The organism is Tropicimonas sp. TH_r6, assembly GCF_033101155.1.
Classification (GTDB): domain Bacteria; phylum Pseudomonadota; class Alphaproteobacteria; order Rhodobacterales; family Rhodobacteraceae; genus Tropicimonas.
Map to the genome: position 1 here is coordinate 98,712 of NZ_JAWMPX010000007.1, position 16,704 is coordinate 115,415.

The window sequence follows — 16,704 nt, forward strand, 5'->3', positions numbered from 1 at the left end:
TTCGCTGCACGACCAACACATATGGCCCCGAGGGCGCAATGCCTAGGGGCCGGCGAAAAGGGGCTGCGACAGGATTTGTCTGGACAAAGCATTCTCAAATACGAATATGTGCGAATAGGGAGGACAGTTCATGTACCAGATTTCGCGCCTTGCGCTGGCGCTTTGCATTTTGCCGCTCGTGGCCGGGGCCAGCGAGGACATTGCCGACCAATACCCGCAGAGCCCGCTCTATTCGAAACCGGTCGAGGTGATCCCCGGCGTGTTCTCGGCGATCGGGGCGACAGCACCACCGACCTATGAAAACTCCGGCCATAACAACAACCTGAGCTTCATCGTGACGTCTGAAGGGGTGGTCGTGATCAATGGCGGTGCAGCGGCGATCCTGGCCGAGGCGCTGCATGCGGAGATCAAGGCGGTGACGGACCAGCCGGTAAAGCTGGTGATCAACGAGAACGGGCAGGGGCATGCCGTGCTCGGCAATTCTTATTGGGCCGCGCAGGGCGTACCGATTCTCGGCCATGTCGATGCTGCCCATGAGGTCGAGGAATATGGGCAACAGATCCTCGACGGCATGATCCGCTACAACAGGGACAAGGCGGAGGGGACGGAGATCCAGGGGCCGACCCTGACCTTCGAGGACAGCTATGACGCTTCGCTTGGCGACACGAAAATCGAGGTGCTGCATCTCGGTCCAGCCCATGGACCGGGCGATACGCAGGTCTGGCTCCCGGAACAGGGGCTCGTGATTGCCGGAGACATCGCCTTTCATGAACGGATGCTGCCGATCTTTCCAGACACGATCACCTCCGAATGGATCGAGACCTGGGAGACCAAATTCGAGCCGCTGGACGCGACCTACGTGATCCCGGGGCACGGACATCCGACCAATATGGACCAGGTACGGCGCTACACCCGGGACTACCTGGTGCATCTGCGCGAAAAGATCGGTGAACATCTGGAGAATGGCGGGGATCTGGCTGAGGCCTATTACGTTGATCAGGAGGCCTATCGGACCCTCGACACCTTCGAAGAACTGGCGACGAAGAATGCCGGGCGGGTCTATGAGGAGATGGAGTTCGAATAGGGAGCGAGGGACCGTTGGTTGTGTTGCAGGTCAAAAGGGAGGCTGGAAACCGAAACCTCGAACCGCCCTGCCGGAATTGCGTGGACGCCTGGTTTACCCAGGGAGACGGCTGCGGACGTTGGGTCTGACTGCTGATTGGCGCGGCTACCGCTGGAGCGTTTCGGGGCGACAGCGAACGGCAGCATTGTCCCATCTCTCTCATTGACCGCCCCGAAAAAAATCTATCCCTTGCGCCAAGGATTTCCTTTCCGCGCCCGTCAGACGGGATGACATGCGCATGACAACCGATGACGACGCCCTGGCCCGGGCCGCCGGACATGGCGACCGAGACGCCTTTGCCGCCTTGCTCGCGCGGCACTATGACAGGCTATTTGCCTTCGCCATGCGCCTCACCGGGGCGCGGGCCGAGGCCGAGGACCTGACCCAGGACATCTGCCTCGCCCTGCCGTCCAAGCTGAAGAGCTTTCGCGGCGAGGCCCGTTTCACCACCTGGCTCTATCGCGTCGCCGTCAATGCCTCGCATGACCGCCGCCGCCGGGCCGCAACCCACGCGAAAGCCGCCGATGGCTGGGGCGACTGGGAAATCGCCCGCCGTGCCGGCGACGCGGAAACACGCGACGCCGTCGGTTGGCTCGAATGCGCCATGGCGCGGCTCAAACCCGACCTGCGGGACACCGCCGTGCTGATCCTCGCGGAGGAACTGACCCAAGCCGAGGCGGCCTCGGTGCTCGGTCTTTCAGAAGGAACGGTCGCCTGGCGCATGTCCGAAGTGAAGAAAGCCCTGCGTGCGCTTGCGGAGGAGGACCAATGACAGACGATCTCGAACGGCTCCGCGCCGCTCTGAAATCCGGCTCGCCGGAGGCCGACCCGGCCCGCAAGGCAGACGATATCGCCGCCGCGATGTCTGCCTTTGACACGGCTTTCGCGGAAACTGCAGAAAGCGCCGGGACCACCCAAGAATCCTCCATCGAGCCGCGTCCCTCCAACAGCCGCCCCGTTTGGGGGCGCCTGATTGATGGAGGAATTTCGATGATCCACGCCCTCACGACCCGCGCCGGCCTCGCCGCCACCACTGGCCTCGTTACCGCCGGCCTCGCACTCCTGATCGTCCTGCCGCAGGACACCGCCTTCGGCCCCGGCACGGATGGCGCCCACGACCTGGACATCGACAGCGCGCCCGAGGCGCCTGTCCTGCTGGACGAACCGGTCCTCGCCGAGGCCGAGCTGGCGATGGACTTGTCTTCGGCCGCGCCGCCGTCACCCCTGGTGGAGCAGTCCCTGAAGGTCGAGGGCCGCCTTGCGCTGTCTCGCGCCGCGCCGGAGACCAGCGTGGTCTCTCGCGCGCTCACGGCCGACAGCGATGCCCGCCCCGCGCCGGTCGATGTCGATACCGAAGCCTTCGCAAATGAAGACCCCTCCGGCGTGACCGCCGTTGCCGACCAGCCGGTCTCGACCTTCTCCGTCGATGTCGACACCGCGTCCTGGTCGGTTATCCGTTCCTCGCTGATGAATGGCAGCCTGCCGCCCACCGAGGCCGTGCGCATCGAGGAGATGGTAAACTATTTCCCCTATGCTTATCCCGCGCCCGAACCGGGCGGCGCGCCCTTCGCGACCACGCTCGGCGTCAGCCCGACGCCCTGGAATCCGGACACGCAGATCCTGCATATCGGTCTGCAAGGCGCGCTTCCGGCGCTGGAGGACCGCCCGCCACTCAACCTCGTCTTCCTGATCGACACCTCCGGCTCGATGCAGGACCCCGACAAGCTGCCGCTTCTGAAACAGTCGCTGCGGCTGATGCTGGGTGAGCTGCGCGCCGAGGACGAGGTCGCGATCGTTGCCTATGCTGGCAGTGCCGGCGCGGTGCTGGAGCCGACCCCGGCCGGAGAGAGCAGCAAGATCCTCGCCGCGCTGGACCGATTGGAGGCGGGCGGCTCGACGGCGGGGCAGGCGGGGCTGGAACAGGCCTATGCGTTGGCCGAGACCATGAAAGGCGAGGGCGAGGTCTCCCGCATCCTGCTGGCCACCGATGGCGATTTCAATGTCGGCATCCATGACCCGGAGGCGCTGGAAGATTTCATCGCCCGCAAGCGCGAGAGCGGCGCGTTCCTCTCCGTGCTTGGCTTCGGGCGTGGCAATCTCGACGATGCGACCATGCAGGCGCTGGCACAGGCTGGCAACGGGCAGGCCGCCTATATCGACACCATCGCCGAGGCGCAGAAGGTGCTGGTCGACCAGCTTACCGGGCAACTCTTCGCCATCGCGCAGGACGTGAAAATCCAGGTCGAGTTCAACCCCGCCGAGATCGCCGAATACCGGCTGATCGGCTACGAGACCCGCGCGCTCCGGCGCGAGGATTTCGCCAATGACAAGGTCGATGCCGGCGAGATCGGCGCCGGGCATCAGGTGACGGCGCTTTACGAGGTCACGCCTGTCGGCTCGTCCGCCGTGCTGAACGAACCTTTGCGCTATCAGCCCGCCGCCACGCCCGAGGGCGCAAACGGGGAGCTTGGCTTCCTGCGCCTGCGCTACAAGGAGCCGGGTGGCAGCGAGAGCCGGCTGATCGAGACGCCGATCCCGGCAGAGGTCTCGCAGGCCTCAGTCGAAACCCGCTTCGCCACGGCGATTGCCGGCTTCGGCCAACTCCTGCGCGGCTCGGTTTATCTGGGAGACTGGGACTACGACGCGGCAGCGGCGCTGGCCGGCAATGCGCGTGGCGAGGATCCGTTTGGCTACCGCGCCGAGGCGCTCCGCCTCATCCGCCTCGCGGGCAGCCTCGACAAGTAGGATCTCCGCGCCCCTGAACCACATACCGGACCGGGGCGCGCCAATCGTCCTGTCCATCGGCGCGTCTTTTGCCCGCGATGCCAGCCTCCGGGCGAGCTGCCGCGCTGGCGCAACCTGACAAGGTCCCGGATCCCTGCGCCAGGGCCTTTCTTACCGTATCGGCGGAAAACGCGCGGCCCGTCCCGTCGCGGCCCTGTCTCCGGAGGCGTAATTGCGGCCTGGCGTCTCTACTCGGGATAGGCCCAGATCTGTCGTGGCCACATTGCCCTGACCCGACGCACCAGCGTCCGGACAAGGCTGCGACGGCACCGGACCTGCGGAATGCGGCCTGCCAGCGGGACCTGTTCCCCGAGCCATTCGGGGCGGTTGGGCGGGCCACAACCCGATCAACTTCGCGAAGACAGAAAACATGATTGATCCTTCCAGAAGCGTCACATCGCATCGGGAAACTGGACTCAAACCAGTTAAAAACCTATTGCGAAAAAAGAAAAACATGTTGGTTCGTCGCTACTTCAGGCCGCCGGGAGAACTGGTGCGGCCGCCAACAATTCGCGCGTATAGGCCGCGCGCGGGGTTGCAAAAACCGTTTCCGTTTCGCCTGCCTCGACGATCCGCCCGGCTTGCATGACCAGCACCCGGTCGGTCACCGAGCGCACCACGCTGAGGTCATGCGCGATGAAGAGGTAGGACAGCCCGAACCGCGCCTGCAGATCGGCCAGCAGATCGAGCACCTGTGCGCGAACCGAGACATCCAGCGCAGAGACCGCTTCATCCAGTACGATCAGTTCCGGTCGAGCGATCAGCGCCCGCGCGATGGCGATCCGCTGCCGCTGACCGCCGGAGAACTCATGTGGAAACTTGTCGGCATCCGTCGCGTGAAGCCCGACATTCTCCAGCGCCTCCGCGACCCGTGCGTCCAGATCCGTCGGCCGACCAATCAGGTGGAAGGGCTCGGCCAGCAGTTTCGAGACCTTGTAGCGCGGGTTGAAAGAGCCATAAGGGTCCTGAAACACCACCTGCATCCGGCGCCGCAACTCGGCTGGCATCGTGGGCGACACCGCCTCGCCATCGAGCCGGATTGCGCCGCCCTGAAGCGGCTCCAGCCCGAGGATTGCGCGGGTCAGGGTCGACTTACCACAGCCGGATTCGCCAACGAGGCCAAGGCTTTCGCCGCGCCGTAACGCGAAGCTGACGCCATCCACGGCGCGGAAATGCTCCCTTCTCCCGAACAGCCCCTGCCGCTTGAGCGGGTAGTCCCGCAACGCGTTTTCGACCTCCAGAAGCGGTGCCTCCTGCACGATCGGTGCCCGCTCAGGGCAGTGCCGCGACGCCTCGAACAGCGCCCGCGTATAGGGGTGGCGCATCTCGTGCAGCACTTCGCCTGTCGGCCCGTGTTCGACCACCTCGCCGGCCTTCATCACAGCGATCTCGTCGGCCATCTCGGCGACGACCGCGAGGTCATGGGTGATGAAGAGGCAGCTCATCCCCTCTTCGCGCACCAGCTCGCGGATCAGCTCGAGGATCTGCGCTTGCGTGGTCACGTCCAGCGCTGTGGTCGGCTCGTCGGCGATCAGCAGCTTGGGGCGCAGGGCGATGGCCAGCGCGATGCAGACCCGTTGGCGTTGCCCGCCCGAAAGCTCGTGCGGATAGCGGTCGAGCGGGAAGCGCTCCGGCGCCAGTCCGACCCGCGCCAGCCGCTCCTTGGCGATCTCCCGCGCCTCCGAGCGCCGCGCCGCTCCATGGACCAACAGCGTCTCGGCAACCTGATCGCCGATGGTCTGGACCGGGTTCAGCGCCGTCATCGGCTCCTGAAAGATCATCCCGATCTGGCCACCGCGCACCGCGCACATCTTGCGCTCTGGAAGATCGGTCAGGGGGCGCCCCTCCAGCAGCACCCGCCCCGAGAGTTGCGACCCGTCCGGCAGGAGTCGCATGACCGAAAGCGCCGTCATCGACTTGCCCGAGCCGCTCTCGCCAACCAGCCCGAGCGTCTGGCCGGGCGGAATCCGCAGCGAAACATCCCGCAGCACCGGGATTCCGGCGAGGAGCAGCGAGATGTTTTCCAGCGCGATCATCGGACGGATCTCCGCAGGCGCGGGTCAAGCAGGTCGCGCAGCCCGTCGCCCATCAGGTTCAGCCCCAGAACGGTCAGCACGATGGCGAGGCCGGGCAGGATGGCGAGGCGGGGATAGGCGTAAAAGAAGGTCTGGGCATCGGCCAGCATCCGGCCCCAGGAGGGGGTGGGCGGCTGCGCGCCGAGGCCGACATAAGAGAGGCCGGCTTCGGCGAGGATGCCCATGGAGAACTGGATCGTGCCCTGCACCACCAGCAGGTTGGCGATATTGGGCAGGATATGTTCGGCGGAGATCCGCGCCGAATGCTTGCCGGCGACGCGGGCGGCGAGGATGAACTCGCGCGGCCAGATGGTCAGCGCGGCCCCGCGCGACACGCGGGCGAAGACGGGGATGTTGAAGATGCCGATGGCGAGAATGGCGTTGATCGCCGAAGGGCCAAAGACGGCGGTGATCAGGATGGCGATGACCAGCGAGGGAAAGGCAAAAATCAGGTCGTTGCCGCGCATGATGACCTCGTCGAGCAGCGAGCCGCGCCGTGCGGCGGCAGCCAGCCCGAGCGGCACGCCGAGCGCGATACCGATGCCGACGGCGATCAGCGCCACGGCGATGGAGGTCCGCGCCCCGGCCATCAGCATGGCGGTCATGTCGCGCCCAAGGTGATCGGTGCCGAGCCAGTGTTCGGCGGACGGCGCAGCGAGCTTGTGGGCGATGTCGAGCTCGGTGACGTCGAAGGGCGTCCAGACCAGCGACAGCAGGGCCGCGGCGAGGAAGAGGCCGAAGAGCACCATGCCGAGAATGAGTTGGACCGGGAGCCTCATCGCGAATGCCTCAGACGGGGGTCGACCAGCGCATAGGCGAGATCGACGAGGAAGGTGACGAGGATCACCGCGAAGACCAGCAGCATGACGACGGATTCGACCACGACGAGGTCACGCTGCGTGATGCCCTGGAAGATCAGCAAGCCGAGCCCGGGCAGGAAGAACACCTTCTCGATGATGATCGCGCCGGCCAGCAGGAATGAGAATTGCAGCCCGACAATAGTCAGGACCGGGATCATCGCGTTGCGCATCCCGTGATTGCGGATCGCCTGTCCCTCGGTCAGCCCCTTGGCGCGGGCGGTGCGGATATAGTCCTGCCCCAGCGTCTCGATCAGGGCGGAGCGCATGACCCGGGCGAGGATGGAGGCCTGCGGCAGCGCCAGCGCCACGGCCGGCAGGGTCAGCGCCTTGAGCGCGGGCCAGGCCCCGTTTTCCCAGCCGGGGAAGCCGCCGGCGGGAAAGATCGGCCAGGTGATGGCGAACAGCACCACGAGCAGCATGGCGAACCAGAAATTCGGCACGGCAATGCCGAGCTGCGTCAGCCCCATGATGCCGTAATCGGTCGCCCGTCCGCGCCGGGCGGCGGCCAGCATGCCAATGGGAAGGGCGAGCAAGGTGGAGAGCGCCAGCGCGTAAAGCGCCAGCGGCAGCGAGACCCAGAGCCGCGCCGCGATCAACTCGGAGACCGGAACGCGATAGGTATAGGAGGTGCCGAAATCGCCGCCGAGCATACCGGTGACCCAGCCGAGATAGCGCGCGGGCAGCGAGCCTGTGAGGCCAAGCTCGTCACGCAGGGCGGCGACGGTTTCCTCGGACGCGTTCATCCCGAGCATGAAGGCGGCGGGGTCGCCCGGAATGACTTCGACCACCGCGAAAATCACAAAGCTCGCCGCCATGAGCGACAAGCCAAGCGAAATCAGTCGGGTGGCGGCATACCGGATCATGCGGCGACCCTAGCGACGGTCATGGCGGGGCGCCAGTGGGAAGGCGGGGGTGCGACCGATGCGACCAGGAGAGAGGCCGCAAGAGGCAAAATGAGGAGATCGGTGCTGAGCCTTCGGGCACGGATTCAAACCGAGGGCGCCGGTTTCGCGGCGATCCTCCGGCGCTTTCAGGGAAGGGTGGCTAATGCCGACACCGTCTGCTGTCACCGCGACACGGGCTTGCGGATCTTTCGTGACAGGATATTTGAAGCGACAGACAACAAGCTGGAGCCATCATGCCGAAGATGTCACTCGTGAAATGGCTGGACATCCCCCCCGCCTGGTTGCTGCTCTTTCTGGGGCTGGCCTGGGTGCAGGCCACGCGACTGCCTGTCGGCCGGTTCGATCATCCGCTCACGGATCTCGCGTCCGGGCTGCTGATCGGCGGCGGCGTGTTGCTGATGCTGGTGGCCGTGGTGCAGATGCGGCAGAACCATACGACCTTCGTGCCGCACCAGCATGCTCGTTTCCTGGTGACCAACGGTGTCTTCGCCCGCTCGCGCAACCCGATCTATCTTGGAGACGCGATGCTGCTGCTGGGCTGTATCCTGCACTGGTCCGCCTGGCCGAGCCTCCTGTTGGTTCCGCTTTTCCTGTGGGTGATCACGGATCGCTTCATTTCCGAGGAAGAAACCTGGCTCAAGGAGGATTTCGGCCCGGAATTCGAGCAATGGGCGCGTGTGACCCGGCGTTGGATCTGAGCATAACGCCGCGCTCTATCGATTTAGCTGGAAAAGGCGCATTCGGGGTGCGAAACACTGCCTCGGAGAACGCCATGTTGTGGCGCGCAACGCCGCGCCACATCCGAACGAAAGGGACGGAGACGTGAAGATAGGTTCCCCGCGGGAGGTATTCCCGGGCGAGTCACGTGTCGCTATGACACCAGACTCTGCCAAGCAGCTTCAGAAGCTCGGGTATGATTGTGTGATCGAGAGCGGAGCGGGCGTGCTCGCCGGGCTCTCGGACGCGCTATATGCAGAGGCTGGTGTCGAGGTCGTGGGCAGCGCAGAGGAGCTGTTTGCCACATGTGATATAATCGCCAAGGTTCGGCCGCCGGAAGACGCAGAGATCGATCTGCTGACACCTGAGAAGACGTTGATTTCCTTCTTCTATCCTGCCTCCAACGAGGCGCTGATGGAAGCCGCGAAGGCGAAGGGCGCAAGTGTCATCGCCATGGACATGGTGCCGCGGATCAGCCGCGCGCAGAAGATGGACGCCCTGTCCTCCATGGCCAATATCGCCGGCTACCGTGCGGTGATCGAGGCGGGCAACAATTTCGGCCGCTTCTTTACCGGCCAGGTGACGGCCGCGGGCAAGGTTCCGCCCGCCAAGGTGCTGGTTGTGGGCGCCGGTGTAGCCGGTCTGGCCGCGATTGGGACGTCGACCAGCCTCGGCGCCATCACCTATGCGTTCGACGTTCGCCCCGAAGTGGCCGAGCAGATCGAATCCATGGGCGCCGAGTTCGTCTTCCTCGAGTTCGACGAAGACCAGACGGACGGAGCCGAGACCGGTGGCTACGCCGCGCCGTCCAGCCCTGAGTTCCGCGACGCCCAACTTGCGAAGTTCCGCGAACTGGCGCCGGAGATGGACATCGTCATCACCACCGCGCTGATCCCGAACCGGGACGCGCCGGTGCTCTGGACCAAGGACATGGTCGAGATGATGAAGCCCGGCTCTGTCATCGTCGACCTCGCCGCAGAGCGTGGCGGCAATTGCGAACTGACCGTCAAGGACGAAAAGATCGTCTCCGACAACGGCGTGACCATCGTTGGCTACACGGACTTCCCGTCCCGCATGGCCGCGCAGTCCTCGACGCTCTACGCCACCAATATCCGCCACATGATGACCGACCTGACGCCCGAGAAGGACGGCGCGGTCAATCATGACATGGAAGATGACGTCATCCGTGGCGCCACCATCACCCATGAGGGCGAGATCACCTTCCCGCCACCGCCGCCAAAGATCCAGGCGATTGCGGCGCAGAAGCCCGCGGAGAAGCCGAAAGAGCTGACCCGCGAAGAGAAGCTGGCGATCGAAAAGGCCGAGTTCCGCGCCCAGACGAAGAACCAGTTCATGCTGCTCGGGATTGGCGGTGCGCTGCTGTTGCTGGTGGGTGCCTATGCGCCGGCGAGCTTCATGCAGCACTTCATCGTCTTTGTGCTGGCCGTCTTTGTTGGCTTCCAGGTCATCTGGGGCGTCGCGCACAGCCTGCACACGCCGCTCATGGCCGTCACCAACGCGATCTCGTCGATCATTATCCTCGGCGCGCTGATGCAGGTCGGCTCGGGCTCGTGGCTGGTCGTCATTCTCGCCGCGCTCTCGATCTTCATGGCCGGGATCAACATCTTCGGCGGTTTCCTCGTCACCCGGCGCATGCTCGCCATGTTCCAGAAATCCTAAGGAGGGCGAGACAATGGAAGGCTTTACCACTGCCGCCTATATCGTTGCGGCTGTCCTCTTCATCCTTTCGCTGGGGGGACTTTCTGGCCAGGAAAGCGCAAAGCGCGCTGTCTGGTATGGCATTGTCGGCATGGCGCTCGCGATCTTCGCGACGCTGATCGGCCCGGGCTCCGGCTTCTGGCTGCTCTCGCTGATCCTGATCGCCGGCGGCGGCACCATCGGTGTCGTGGTCGCCAAGCGCGTCCAGATGACCGAGATGCCGCAGCTCGTCGCTGCCATGCACAGCCTCGTCGGTCTCGCGGCCGTCTTTGTCGGCTTCAACGCCCATTTCGAGCTTGGCCGTGTGCTGGCGATGGATGTGGGCGCACGTGAGGCACTTGAAGGCTTCGCCGCCGTTCTGGCGCACAAGACCCCGGTCGAGGTCAACATCCTGAAGGTCGAGCTCTTCCTCGGCGTCTTCATCGGTGCGATCACCTTCACCGGCTCCGTCGTCGCTTTCGGCAAGCTTGCCGGGTCCGTGGACGGCAAGCCCAAGCAGCTGCCCGGCGGTCACATGCTGAACGCCGCTGCCGCTGCGTTGTCGCTTGTCTGCCTGATCTGGTACTTCAACACCGGCGGCTTCTTCCCGCTCTTCCTGATGACGCTGGCGGCGCTCTTCATCGGCTACCACCTCATCATGGGGATCGGCGGCGCCGACATGCCCGTCGTGGTGTCGATGCTGAACAGCTACTCGGGCTGGGCCGCGGCGGCTATCGGCTTCTCGCTCGGCAACGACCTGCTGATCGTGGTCGGCGCGCTGGTCGGTTCCTCCGGTGCGATCCTCAGCTACATCATGTGCAAGGCGATGAACCGGCAATTTGTCTCGGTGATCCTTGGCGGCTTCGGCGGCTCGGGCGAACCGGCGGCTGAAGTGACCGGTGAGCAGGTTGCCATCGACGCCGATGGTGTGGCCTCTGCGCTTGAGGATGCGGACAGCGTTGTCATCATCCCGGGCTACGGTCTTGCCGTGGCGCAGGCTCAGCAAAGCGTTGCCGAGCTGACCCGCCGTCTGCGTGCCAAGGGCAAGGAGGTTCGCTTCGCGATCCACCCCGTTGCCGGCCGCCTGCCGGGCCACATGAACGTGCTGCTGGCCGAAGCCAAGGTGCCCTATGACATCGTGCTGGAGATGGATGAGATCAACGAGGACTTCCCGGAAACGGATGTCTCGATCGTCATCGGCTCCAACGACATCGTCAACCCGGCCGCCCAGGACGATCCCAACTCGCCCATCGCCGGCATGCCGGTCCTGGAATGCTGGAAGTCCAAGGTCGTCTTCGTCTCGAAGCGCGGCCAGGGCACGGGCTATTCGGGCATCGAGAACCCGCTCTTCTACAAGGAGAACACGCGGATGTTCTTCGGCGACGCCAAGAAGAGCCTCGACGACCTGCTGAGCCGGATCGACTAGGCATCTCCCGATCCTTGGAAAGGGCTCGCTTCGGCGGGCCCTTTTCTTTTGTGGCCGAGGGCCAGTGGTGACAATCAGCGGACGGATCGGACTTTCGCCGCGAAAGCAAGGGGCGCAACGTGAGCCGTGCCCGCGCCGGACCGTGGGTTGGCGCCGCAACAGTTGTGGTCTGCACTTGATCCCTGCCAAGTCCGAAATCGTTCAATCCGTTGCGCGAGGATGCGGAAGCGCCAGACCGCCGGGACGGTCCGGCGCGGGCACGGCGGCCTTCGGCCTTGATTCCGTGCCCCTCAGCGCGCAAACCCAATGATTGCAATCCGCTCATCATGGAGTTCCGGCCACGTTGCCGTGATTTCCGGGGGGGCGATCAGGCATGGCCGGAAACAACCGGGGTCCGGGACGCTCGCCTGTTGGCCCGCCACGCGAAATATGCAACCTAAGGTATTAAGAAAGAAATGAAACAGAGAGGTTTCCATGGCCGATTCCCAAACAGCCGAAGGCGCCGTGCATCTGCCGATGTACGTGACCCCGCCGGGACAGACGGATGTGCTTTTCGTCGTTGTCGTGATCTTCGTCCTGCTTCTGGTACTCGGGCTGGGGATCTTTTACTTCAAGCTGCACGCCTTGCCCGAGCAGATGGCGCATTCCAAGAGCCCGGCGCAGTATCAGCTGGTGGCGATCATGGCCTTGATCGGCCTGCTGACCCATAACAACGCGTTCTGGATCCTGGCGCTGCTTCTGGCGGCGGTTTCGATACCGGATTTCCTCACGCCACTGAGATCCATCGCCATGTCCCTGCAGAAGATGTCAGGCTCGGAAATGCCCGAACCGGAGCAGCAGGCGGAAGTTTCGCGCCGGAACCGCGCATCGCGGGACGATTATGTCGATCTCGACTCCTGGGAAGGCCGCAGCGAGGAGGGCGAGAAAGATGCTTGAGCTTCTCTTCTGTGCGACATTCACGCTGCTGCCCGATTACCTCTACCGGCGATTCAGGCAAGGCAAGCGCCTTGGCAAGGAGATCACGCTGTTCTCGGTCTGGTATGAGCTTCGGATCGGTCTGACGACCTGTCTGATGCTGACGATCGCGCTGATCACCGTCGTGTTCTATTACCATCCCTCGACGACCAACGTGACGTCCTTCTTCCGCACGGTGTCGATCCTTCCGGAAGGCAATGGCCGGGTGAAGGAGATCTTCGTGACGACCAACAGCGAGGTGAAAACAGGCGATGTTCTGTTCACGCTCGACGACAGGACGCAGAAGGCGGCCGTCGAGAGTGCCAACAAGCGGATCGCCGAGGTCGAGGCCCAGTTTGCGCTGGCGGAGGCGGACAAGGCTGTCGCAAAGGGCGGCGTGGATCAGGCCATGGGCGCCTTGCAGCAGGCGATCGACGAGTACGAGGTGCGCAAGCAGCTGCTCGACGAGGGTTCGGCGGCTGTCAGTCCGCGCGATGTGGAGAAGCTGCAGAACACAGTGGATTCACGCGAAGGCGCGCTTGAGGCCGCGGAGGCGCAGCTCTTCTCTGTTCAGACCAGGATCGATGTCAGCCTGCCGGCACAGCTCGAGACGGCACAGGCAAGTCTTGTCGAGGCCGAAACGGCGCTCTCGAAGATGACGGTCTATGCCGGGGTTGACGGCGTGGTGCAGCAATTTGCCCTGCAGGTTGGCGATATCGTCAATCCGTTCATGCGTCCGGCCGGCCTGCTGGTTCCGCCGGAGTTCAGCGACGGGTTCTTCCAGGGCGGTTTCAACCAGCTCAATGCGCAGGTCATCAAGGAAGGCATGATTGGCGAGATGACCTGCCTCTCGCTGCCTTTCGTGATCCTGCCGGTGAAGGTCCAGGCCGTGCCGACGGTTCTGGCCGCCGGTCAGTTTCGCCCCACCGACCAGTTGATCGATGTGCAGGACAGGGCCCGTCCGGCCACCGTTCCGGTGCTTGTGGAAGAGGTTTTCGAGGGGTCGACCGACCGGATCGCGCCCGGTTCGAAATGTATCCTGAACCTCTACACCGACAATCACGACAAGCTGGAAAATGAAGAGGTCGGGTTCTGGGAGGGGCTGTATCTGCACATGGTCGACACGGTGGGCCTCGTGCATGCACTCATCCTGCGCATCCAGACGATGATGCTGCCGATCAACGGGCTGGTGCTGACCGGGCATTGACGCGCGGCTCATTGCCAGGTCTCGGGACCAGACAATCGATGTGACGAACGCCCCGATGTGAAACGCATCCGGGGCGTTCTCATTTTCGACCCCGTTTGGTTTCGGGCCGTGTGGAGCGATCCTGCGGGCGGAGAGGGGGCATATTCCGGTTCAGCTTTCGCTTTGCGTCGATGGCAGCGATGTCGCGGTAGCCGCGCCCGCCTCGGACCGGCAGTCTGTCGCGCCTGTCCGCCGTCTCTCCCGTTTCGTCGCCTGTCCATGGACAGCGCGGCCCCGAACGGCTAAGGCGCCGATATGCCACGTTATGCCCTCAAGATCGAATATGACGGCGCCCCCTTCGCCGGCTGGCAGCGCCAGAAAGAGCACCCTTCCGTCCAGCAGGCGGTGGAGGAAGCCCTTGGTCGGCTCCAGCGGGACCGGCCAACGATTGCGGCTGCGGGGCGGACCGATTCCGGTGTGCATGCGCTTGCGCAGGTCGCCCATGCCGATATGGAACGAGACTGGGAGCCCTTTCGCCTTTCCGAGGCCCTGAACTTTCATCTCAAGCCTCTGCCAGTGGCGATTGTCGACGTCGTGAAGGTCTCGGAGGCGTGGCATGCCCGCTTCTCGGCCGGGGAGCGACGCTATCTCTTCCGACTGCTCAATCGCCGGGCGCCTGCGGCGCTGGCTGCGGGGAAAGTCTGGCGCGTGGGCTATCCGTTGGATGTTTCCCGGATGCGGGCTGGGGCGGATTTCTTACTCGGGCGACATGATTTCACGACCTTTCGGGCCTCCGAATGTCAAGCCGACAGCCCGGTTCGGACGCTGGACCAGCTCGATGTGCGCGCGGTGGAGACGCCGCTCGGCCCGGAAGTTCATTTCCATGTCCGGGCGCGTTCTTTCCTGCACAATCAGGTGCGCAGCTTTGTCGGCACTCTGGAGCGGGTCGGGGCAGGGGCGTGGGAGCCGGAGCAGGTCCGCGAGGCGCTGGAGGCACGCGACCGGTCGGTTTGTGGGCCTGTCTGTCCGCCGCAGGGGCTCTACCTCGCCGGAGTCGGCTACCAGCCGGATCCCTTCCTCTGAGTGATCAGGAGGTGGAGGCTTTGGCGCTGCGTTGGGGCAGGATCTGTTGCAGCACGCCCGCGCTGACGAGATAGAGGCTGGAGATGATCAGCCCGACGCGGGCCCAGCTTTGCGGATCGAACGAGACCCAGGCCGCCCAGGCCCCGCAGATCGTCCAGATCAGGATCATCGGCAGCGAGATTGCCCGCCAGCGCTGCGTGCGGACCGGGTGGATGAAGCGGAGCGAGGTAAACATCGCGGCTGCGAGGGCAACGATCACGATCAGGCAGAGCCAGACCGGCGGCTTCAACGCAAAGATGACGAGCACGACCATATTCCAGCAGCCGGGGAAGCCGGAGAAGGAATGGTCGGTTGTCTTCATGCCGGTATAGGCGAAATAGAGCGCCGAGGTGAAGGTGATGCCGACCAGCGCCGCCCAGCCGGTCCAGCCGGGCATGAGGCCAGAGGCGTAGAGCGCAAACGCTGGTATGAAGACGTAGGTAAGGTAATCGACGATCAGGTCGAGCAGTGCCCCATCGACCTGCGGGGCGTTTGACTGGACATCGTATCGGCGCGCCAACGGCCCGTCGATGCCATCCACCGCGAAGGCGGCCACGAGCCAGACGAACATCATCGGCCAGTTGTAATTCACCGCCGAAATCAGGGCGAGCATGGCAAGCACGGCGCCTGTCGCGGTGAGCAGGTGGACGGAATAGGCGCGATGTTCAGGCTTCATACGTGCTTTCTGGCGACGGTCGGTCGGGAAATCTGCAAGGTCGCGGGATCTTATGGCCGGGGCGGGTCGGGTTGCAACCAAAGACACGCGCCGAAGGCGCGCCCGGCCCCAATGGCGGGAGCGGCCGAAGGCCGCGAGCGCCGAGGGGGCACCTCCGCTTCGGCTTCCGTCTTTGGGCTGTTCAGCAGCGGCGCGTACCGCGCCATTCCCTTTGCCTCGCCCCTTGCGGGGCTCAGGAGTGGTTTGTGGCGTGTTTCGGGCGTCATCCTCTCTCGGTCGCGTGGGGATGAGCTTGATCGTAAACTTCCATCAGCCGCGCTGTGTCGACGGCTGTATAGGCTTGGGTTGTGGCGAGTGAGGCGTGGCCGAGCAGTTCCTGAATCGCCCGCAGGTCGCCGCCGGCGGACAGGAGGTGGGTGGCGAAGCTGTGGCGCAGGGCATGGGGTGTCGCCGACGCCGGAAGGCCGAGTTGAAGGCGGGTGCGCTCCATCACCTTGGCAATCAGGCGCGGGTTGAGCGCGCCACCGCGCTTGCCGCGAAAGAGCGGCGTGCCGGGCTCGGCGGGCCAGGGGGAGAGGGCAAGGTAGCGAGACACAGAATCGCGGGCCGCGGGCAGGAGCGGGACGATGCGCTCCTTGCCACCTTTGCCGCGAATGCGCAGGCTCTCGCTCAATGGCAGGGCGTCGGCGGTCAAACCGAGCGCCTCGGAGATCCGCAGCCCGCAGCCATAGAGCAGCGTCACCACGGCGACATCGCGGGCGGCGATCCAGGGATCCTCGGATTGAAACTCGACCGTCTCCAGCACGGCTTTGGCGGCGTCCTCGGCCAGCGGGCGGGGGAGCTTGCGGCGGTATTTCGGGGCGCGCGCGGCGAGGATGGCAGTGGCATCGAAGCCGTCGCGTTCGGCCATCCAGCCGGCGAAATTTTTCACCGCAGAGAGTTCGCGGGCCAGGGATCGGGCCGCGATGCCGCGACCGCGTTCATGCGCCATCCAGGCGCGCATATCGGAGATCGTGAGTCGGGCGAGCGGGGCCCGGCCGAGACTGTCGCCGTGATGGCGAGTCAGGAAGGCGAGGAAGCTCAGAAGGTCGCGCTGATAGGCCGTGATCGTGTTCTCGGCCACGCCGTCGATGGCGCGCAGATGGTCCAGCCAGCGGGACATCGCGTCCCGCAGCCCG

Annotated in this window: 14 protein-coding genes; 9 read left to right on the top strand and 5 right to left on the bottom strand. The window is 64.6% G+C overall.

Features of this window, described 5'->3' with window-relative positions; genetic code table 11:
* The first annotated feature begins 130 nt into the window (after window positions 1–130).
* The 3 genes from R3X27_RS09220 (at window position 131) to R3X27_RS09230 (ending at window position 3,868) form a co-directional block, all read left to right on the top strand.
* Window positions 131–1,084, top strand: a complete 954-nt coding sequence (locus R3X27_RS09220) for an MBL fold metallo-hydrolase (RefSeq protein WP_317708560.1) — start codon at window positions 131–133, stop codon at window positions 1,082–1,084.
* A gap of 277 nt (window positions 1,085–1,361) precedes the next feature.
* Window positions 1,362–1,895, top strand: coding sequence for an RNA polymerase sigma factor (locus R3X27_RS09225; RefSeq protein ID WP_317708561.1), 534 nt, complete (start codon window positions 1,362–1,364; stop codon window positions 1,893–1,895).
* A complete protein-coding gene (locus tag R3X27_RS09230; RefSeq protein ID WP_317708562.1) occupies window positions 1,892–3,868 on the top strand; it encodes a VWA domain-containing protein in 1,977 nt (658 codons plus the stop codon). Before R3X27_RS09225 ends, R3X27_RS09230 begins: the two co-directional genes overlap by 4 nt.
* 512 nt (window positions 3,869–4,380) lie before the next feature.
* On the opposite strand, the gene R3X27_RS09235 is transcribed toward R3X27_RS09230, so the two are convergent.
* Genes R3X27_RS09235 through R3X27_RS09245 form a run of 3 tightly spaced genes read right to left on the bottom strand, consistent with a single transcriptional unit; the run spans window position 4,381 to window position 7,705 of the window.
* Window positions 4,381–5,943 (bottom strand): ABC transporter ATP-binding protein, encoded by a 1,563-nt coding sequence (locus R3X27_RS09235; RefSeq protein ID WP_317708563.1) that lies wholly within the window; start codon window positions 5,941–5,943, stop codon window positions 4,381–4,383.
* On the bottom strand, window positions 5,940–6,761 hold the full coding sequence (locus tag R3X27_RS09240) for an ABC transporter permease (protein ID WP_317708564.1): 822 nt from the start codon (window positions 6,759–6,761) through the stop codon (window positions 5,940–5,942). Before R3X27_RS09240 ends, R3X27_RS09235 begins: the two co-directional genes overlap by 4 nt.
* Window positions 6,758–7,705 (bottom strand): ABC transporter permease, encoded by a 948-nt coding sequence (locus R3X27_RS09245; protein ID WP_317708565.1) that lies wholly within the window; start codon window positions 7,703–7,705, stop codon window positions 6,758–6,760. Before R3X27_RS09245 ends, R3X27_RS09240 begins: the two co-directional genes overlap by 4 nt.
* 275 nt (window positions 7,706–7,980) lie before the next feature.
* Here R3X27_RS09245 and R3X27_RS09250 point away from each other — a divergent pair, with 275 nt between their 5' ends.
* The 6 genes from R3X27_RS09250 (at window position 7,981) to truA (ending at window position 14,811) form a co-directional block, all read left to right on the top strand.
* On the top strand, window positions 7,981–8,445 hold the full coding sequence (locus R3X27_RS09250) for an isoprenylcysteine carboxylmethyltransferase family protein (protein ID WP_317708566.1): 465 nt from the start codon (window positions 7,981–7,983) through the stop codon (window positions 8,443–8,445).
* A 124-nt stretch (window positions 8,446–8,569) separates the two neighbouring features.
* Window positions 8,570–10,144 (top strand): Re/Si-specific NAD(P)(+) transhydrogenase subunit alpha, encoded by a 1,575-nt coding sequence (locus R3X27_RS09255; RefSeq protein WP_317708567.1) that lies wholly within the window; start codon window positions 8,570–8,572, stop codon window positions 10,142–10,144.
* A gap of 13 nt (window positions 10,145–10,157) precedes the next feature.
* Window positions 10,158–11,588 carry an NAD(P)(+) transhydrogenase (Re/Si-specific) subunit beta gene (locus R3X27_RS09260; RefSeq protein WP_317708568.1) on the top strand — a complete coding sequence of 477 codons (1,431 nt, stop codon included), beginning with the start codon at window positions 10,158–10,160 and terminating at the stop codon, window positions 11,586–11,588.
* Window positions 11,589–12,062: 474 nt separating this feature from the next.
* A complete protein-coding gene (locus R3X27_RS09265) occupies window positions 12,063–12,524 on the top strand; it encodes a hypothetical protein (RefSeq protein WP_317708569.1) in 462 nt (153 codons plus the stop codon).
* Window positions 12,517–13,749: an HlyD family secretion protein gene (locus R3X27_RS09270; protein ID WP_317708570.1), complete on the top strand. Its 1,233-nt coding sequence runs from the start codon at window positions 12,517–12,519 to the stop codon at window positions 13,747–13,749. The genes R3X27_RS09265 and R3X27_RS09270 overlap by 8 nt, the downstream gene beginning before the upstream one ends.
* Before the next feature lie 294 nt (window positions 13,750–14,043).
* A complete protein-coding gene (gene truA / locus R3X27_RS09275; protein WP_317708571.1) occupies window positions 14,044–14,811 on the top strand; it encodes a tRNA pseudouridine(38-40) synthase TruA in 768 nt (255 codons plus the stop codon).
* Between the two features lie 4 nt (window positions 14,812–14,815).
* Here the strand turns inward: truA and R3X27_RS09280 are convergent, their stop codons facing one another.
* Both R3X27_RS09280 and R3X27_RS09285 read right to left on the bottom strand, forming a co-directional pair.
* A complete protein-coding gene (locus R3X27_RS09280; RefSeq protein WP_317708572.1) occupies window positions 14,816–15,526 on the bottom strand; it encodes a CDP-alcohol phosphatidyltransferase family protein in 711 nt (236 codons plus the stop codon).
* Window positions 15,527–15,788: 262 nt separating this feature from the next.
* Window positions 15,789–16,688 (bottom strand): tyrosine recombinase XerC, encoded by a 900-nt coding sequence (locus R3X27_RS09285; RefSeq protein WP_317708655.1) that lies wholly within the window; start codon window positions 16,686–16,688, stop codon window positions 15,789–15,791.
* Window positions 16,689–16,704 lie beyond the last annotated feature (16 nt).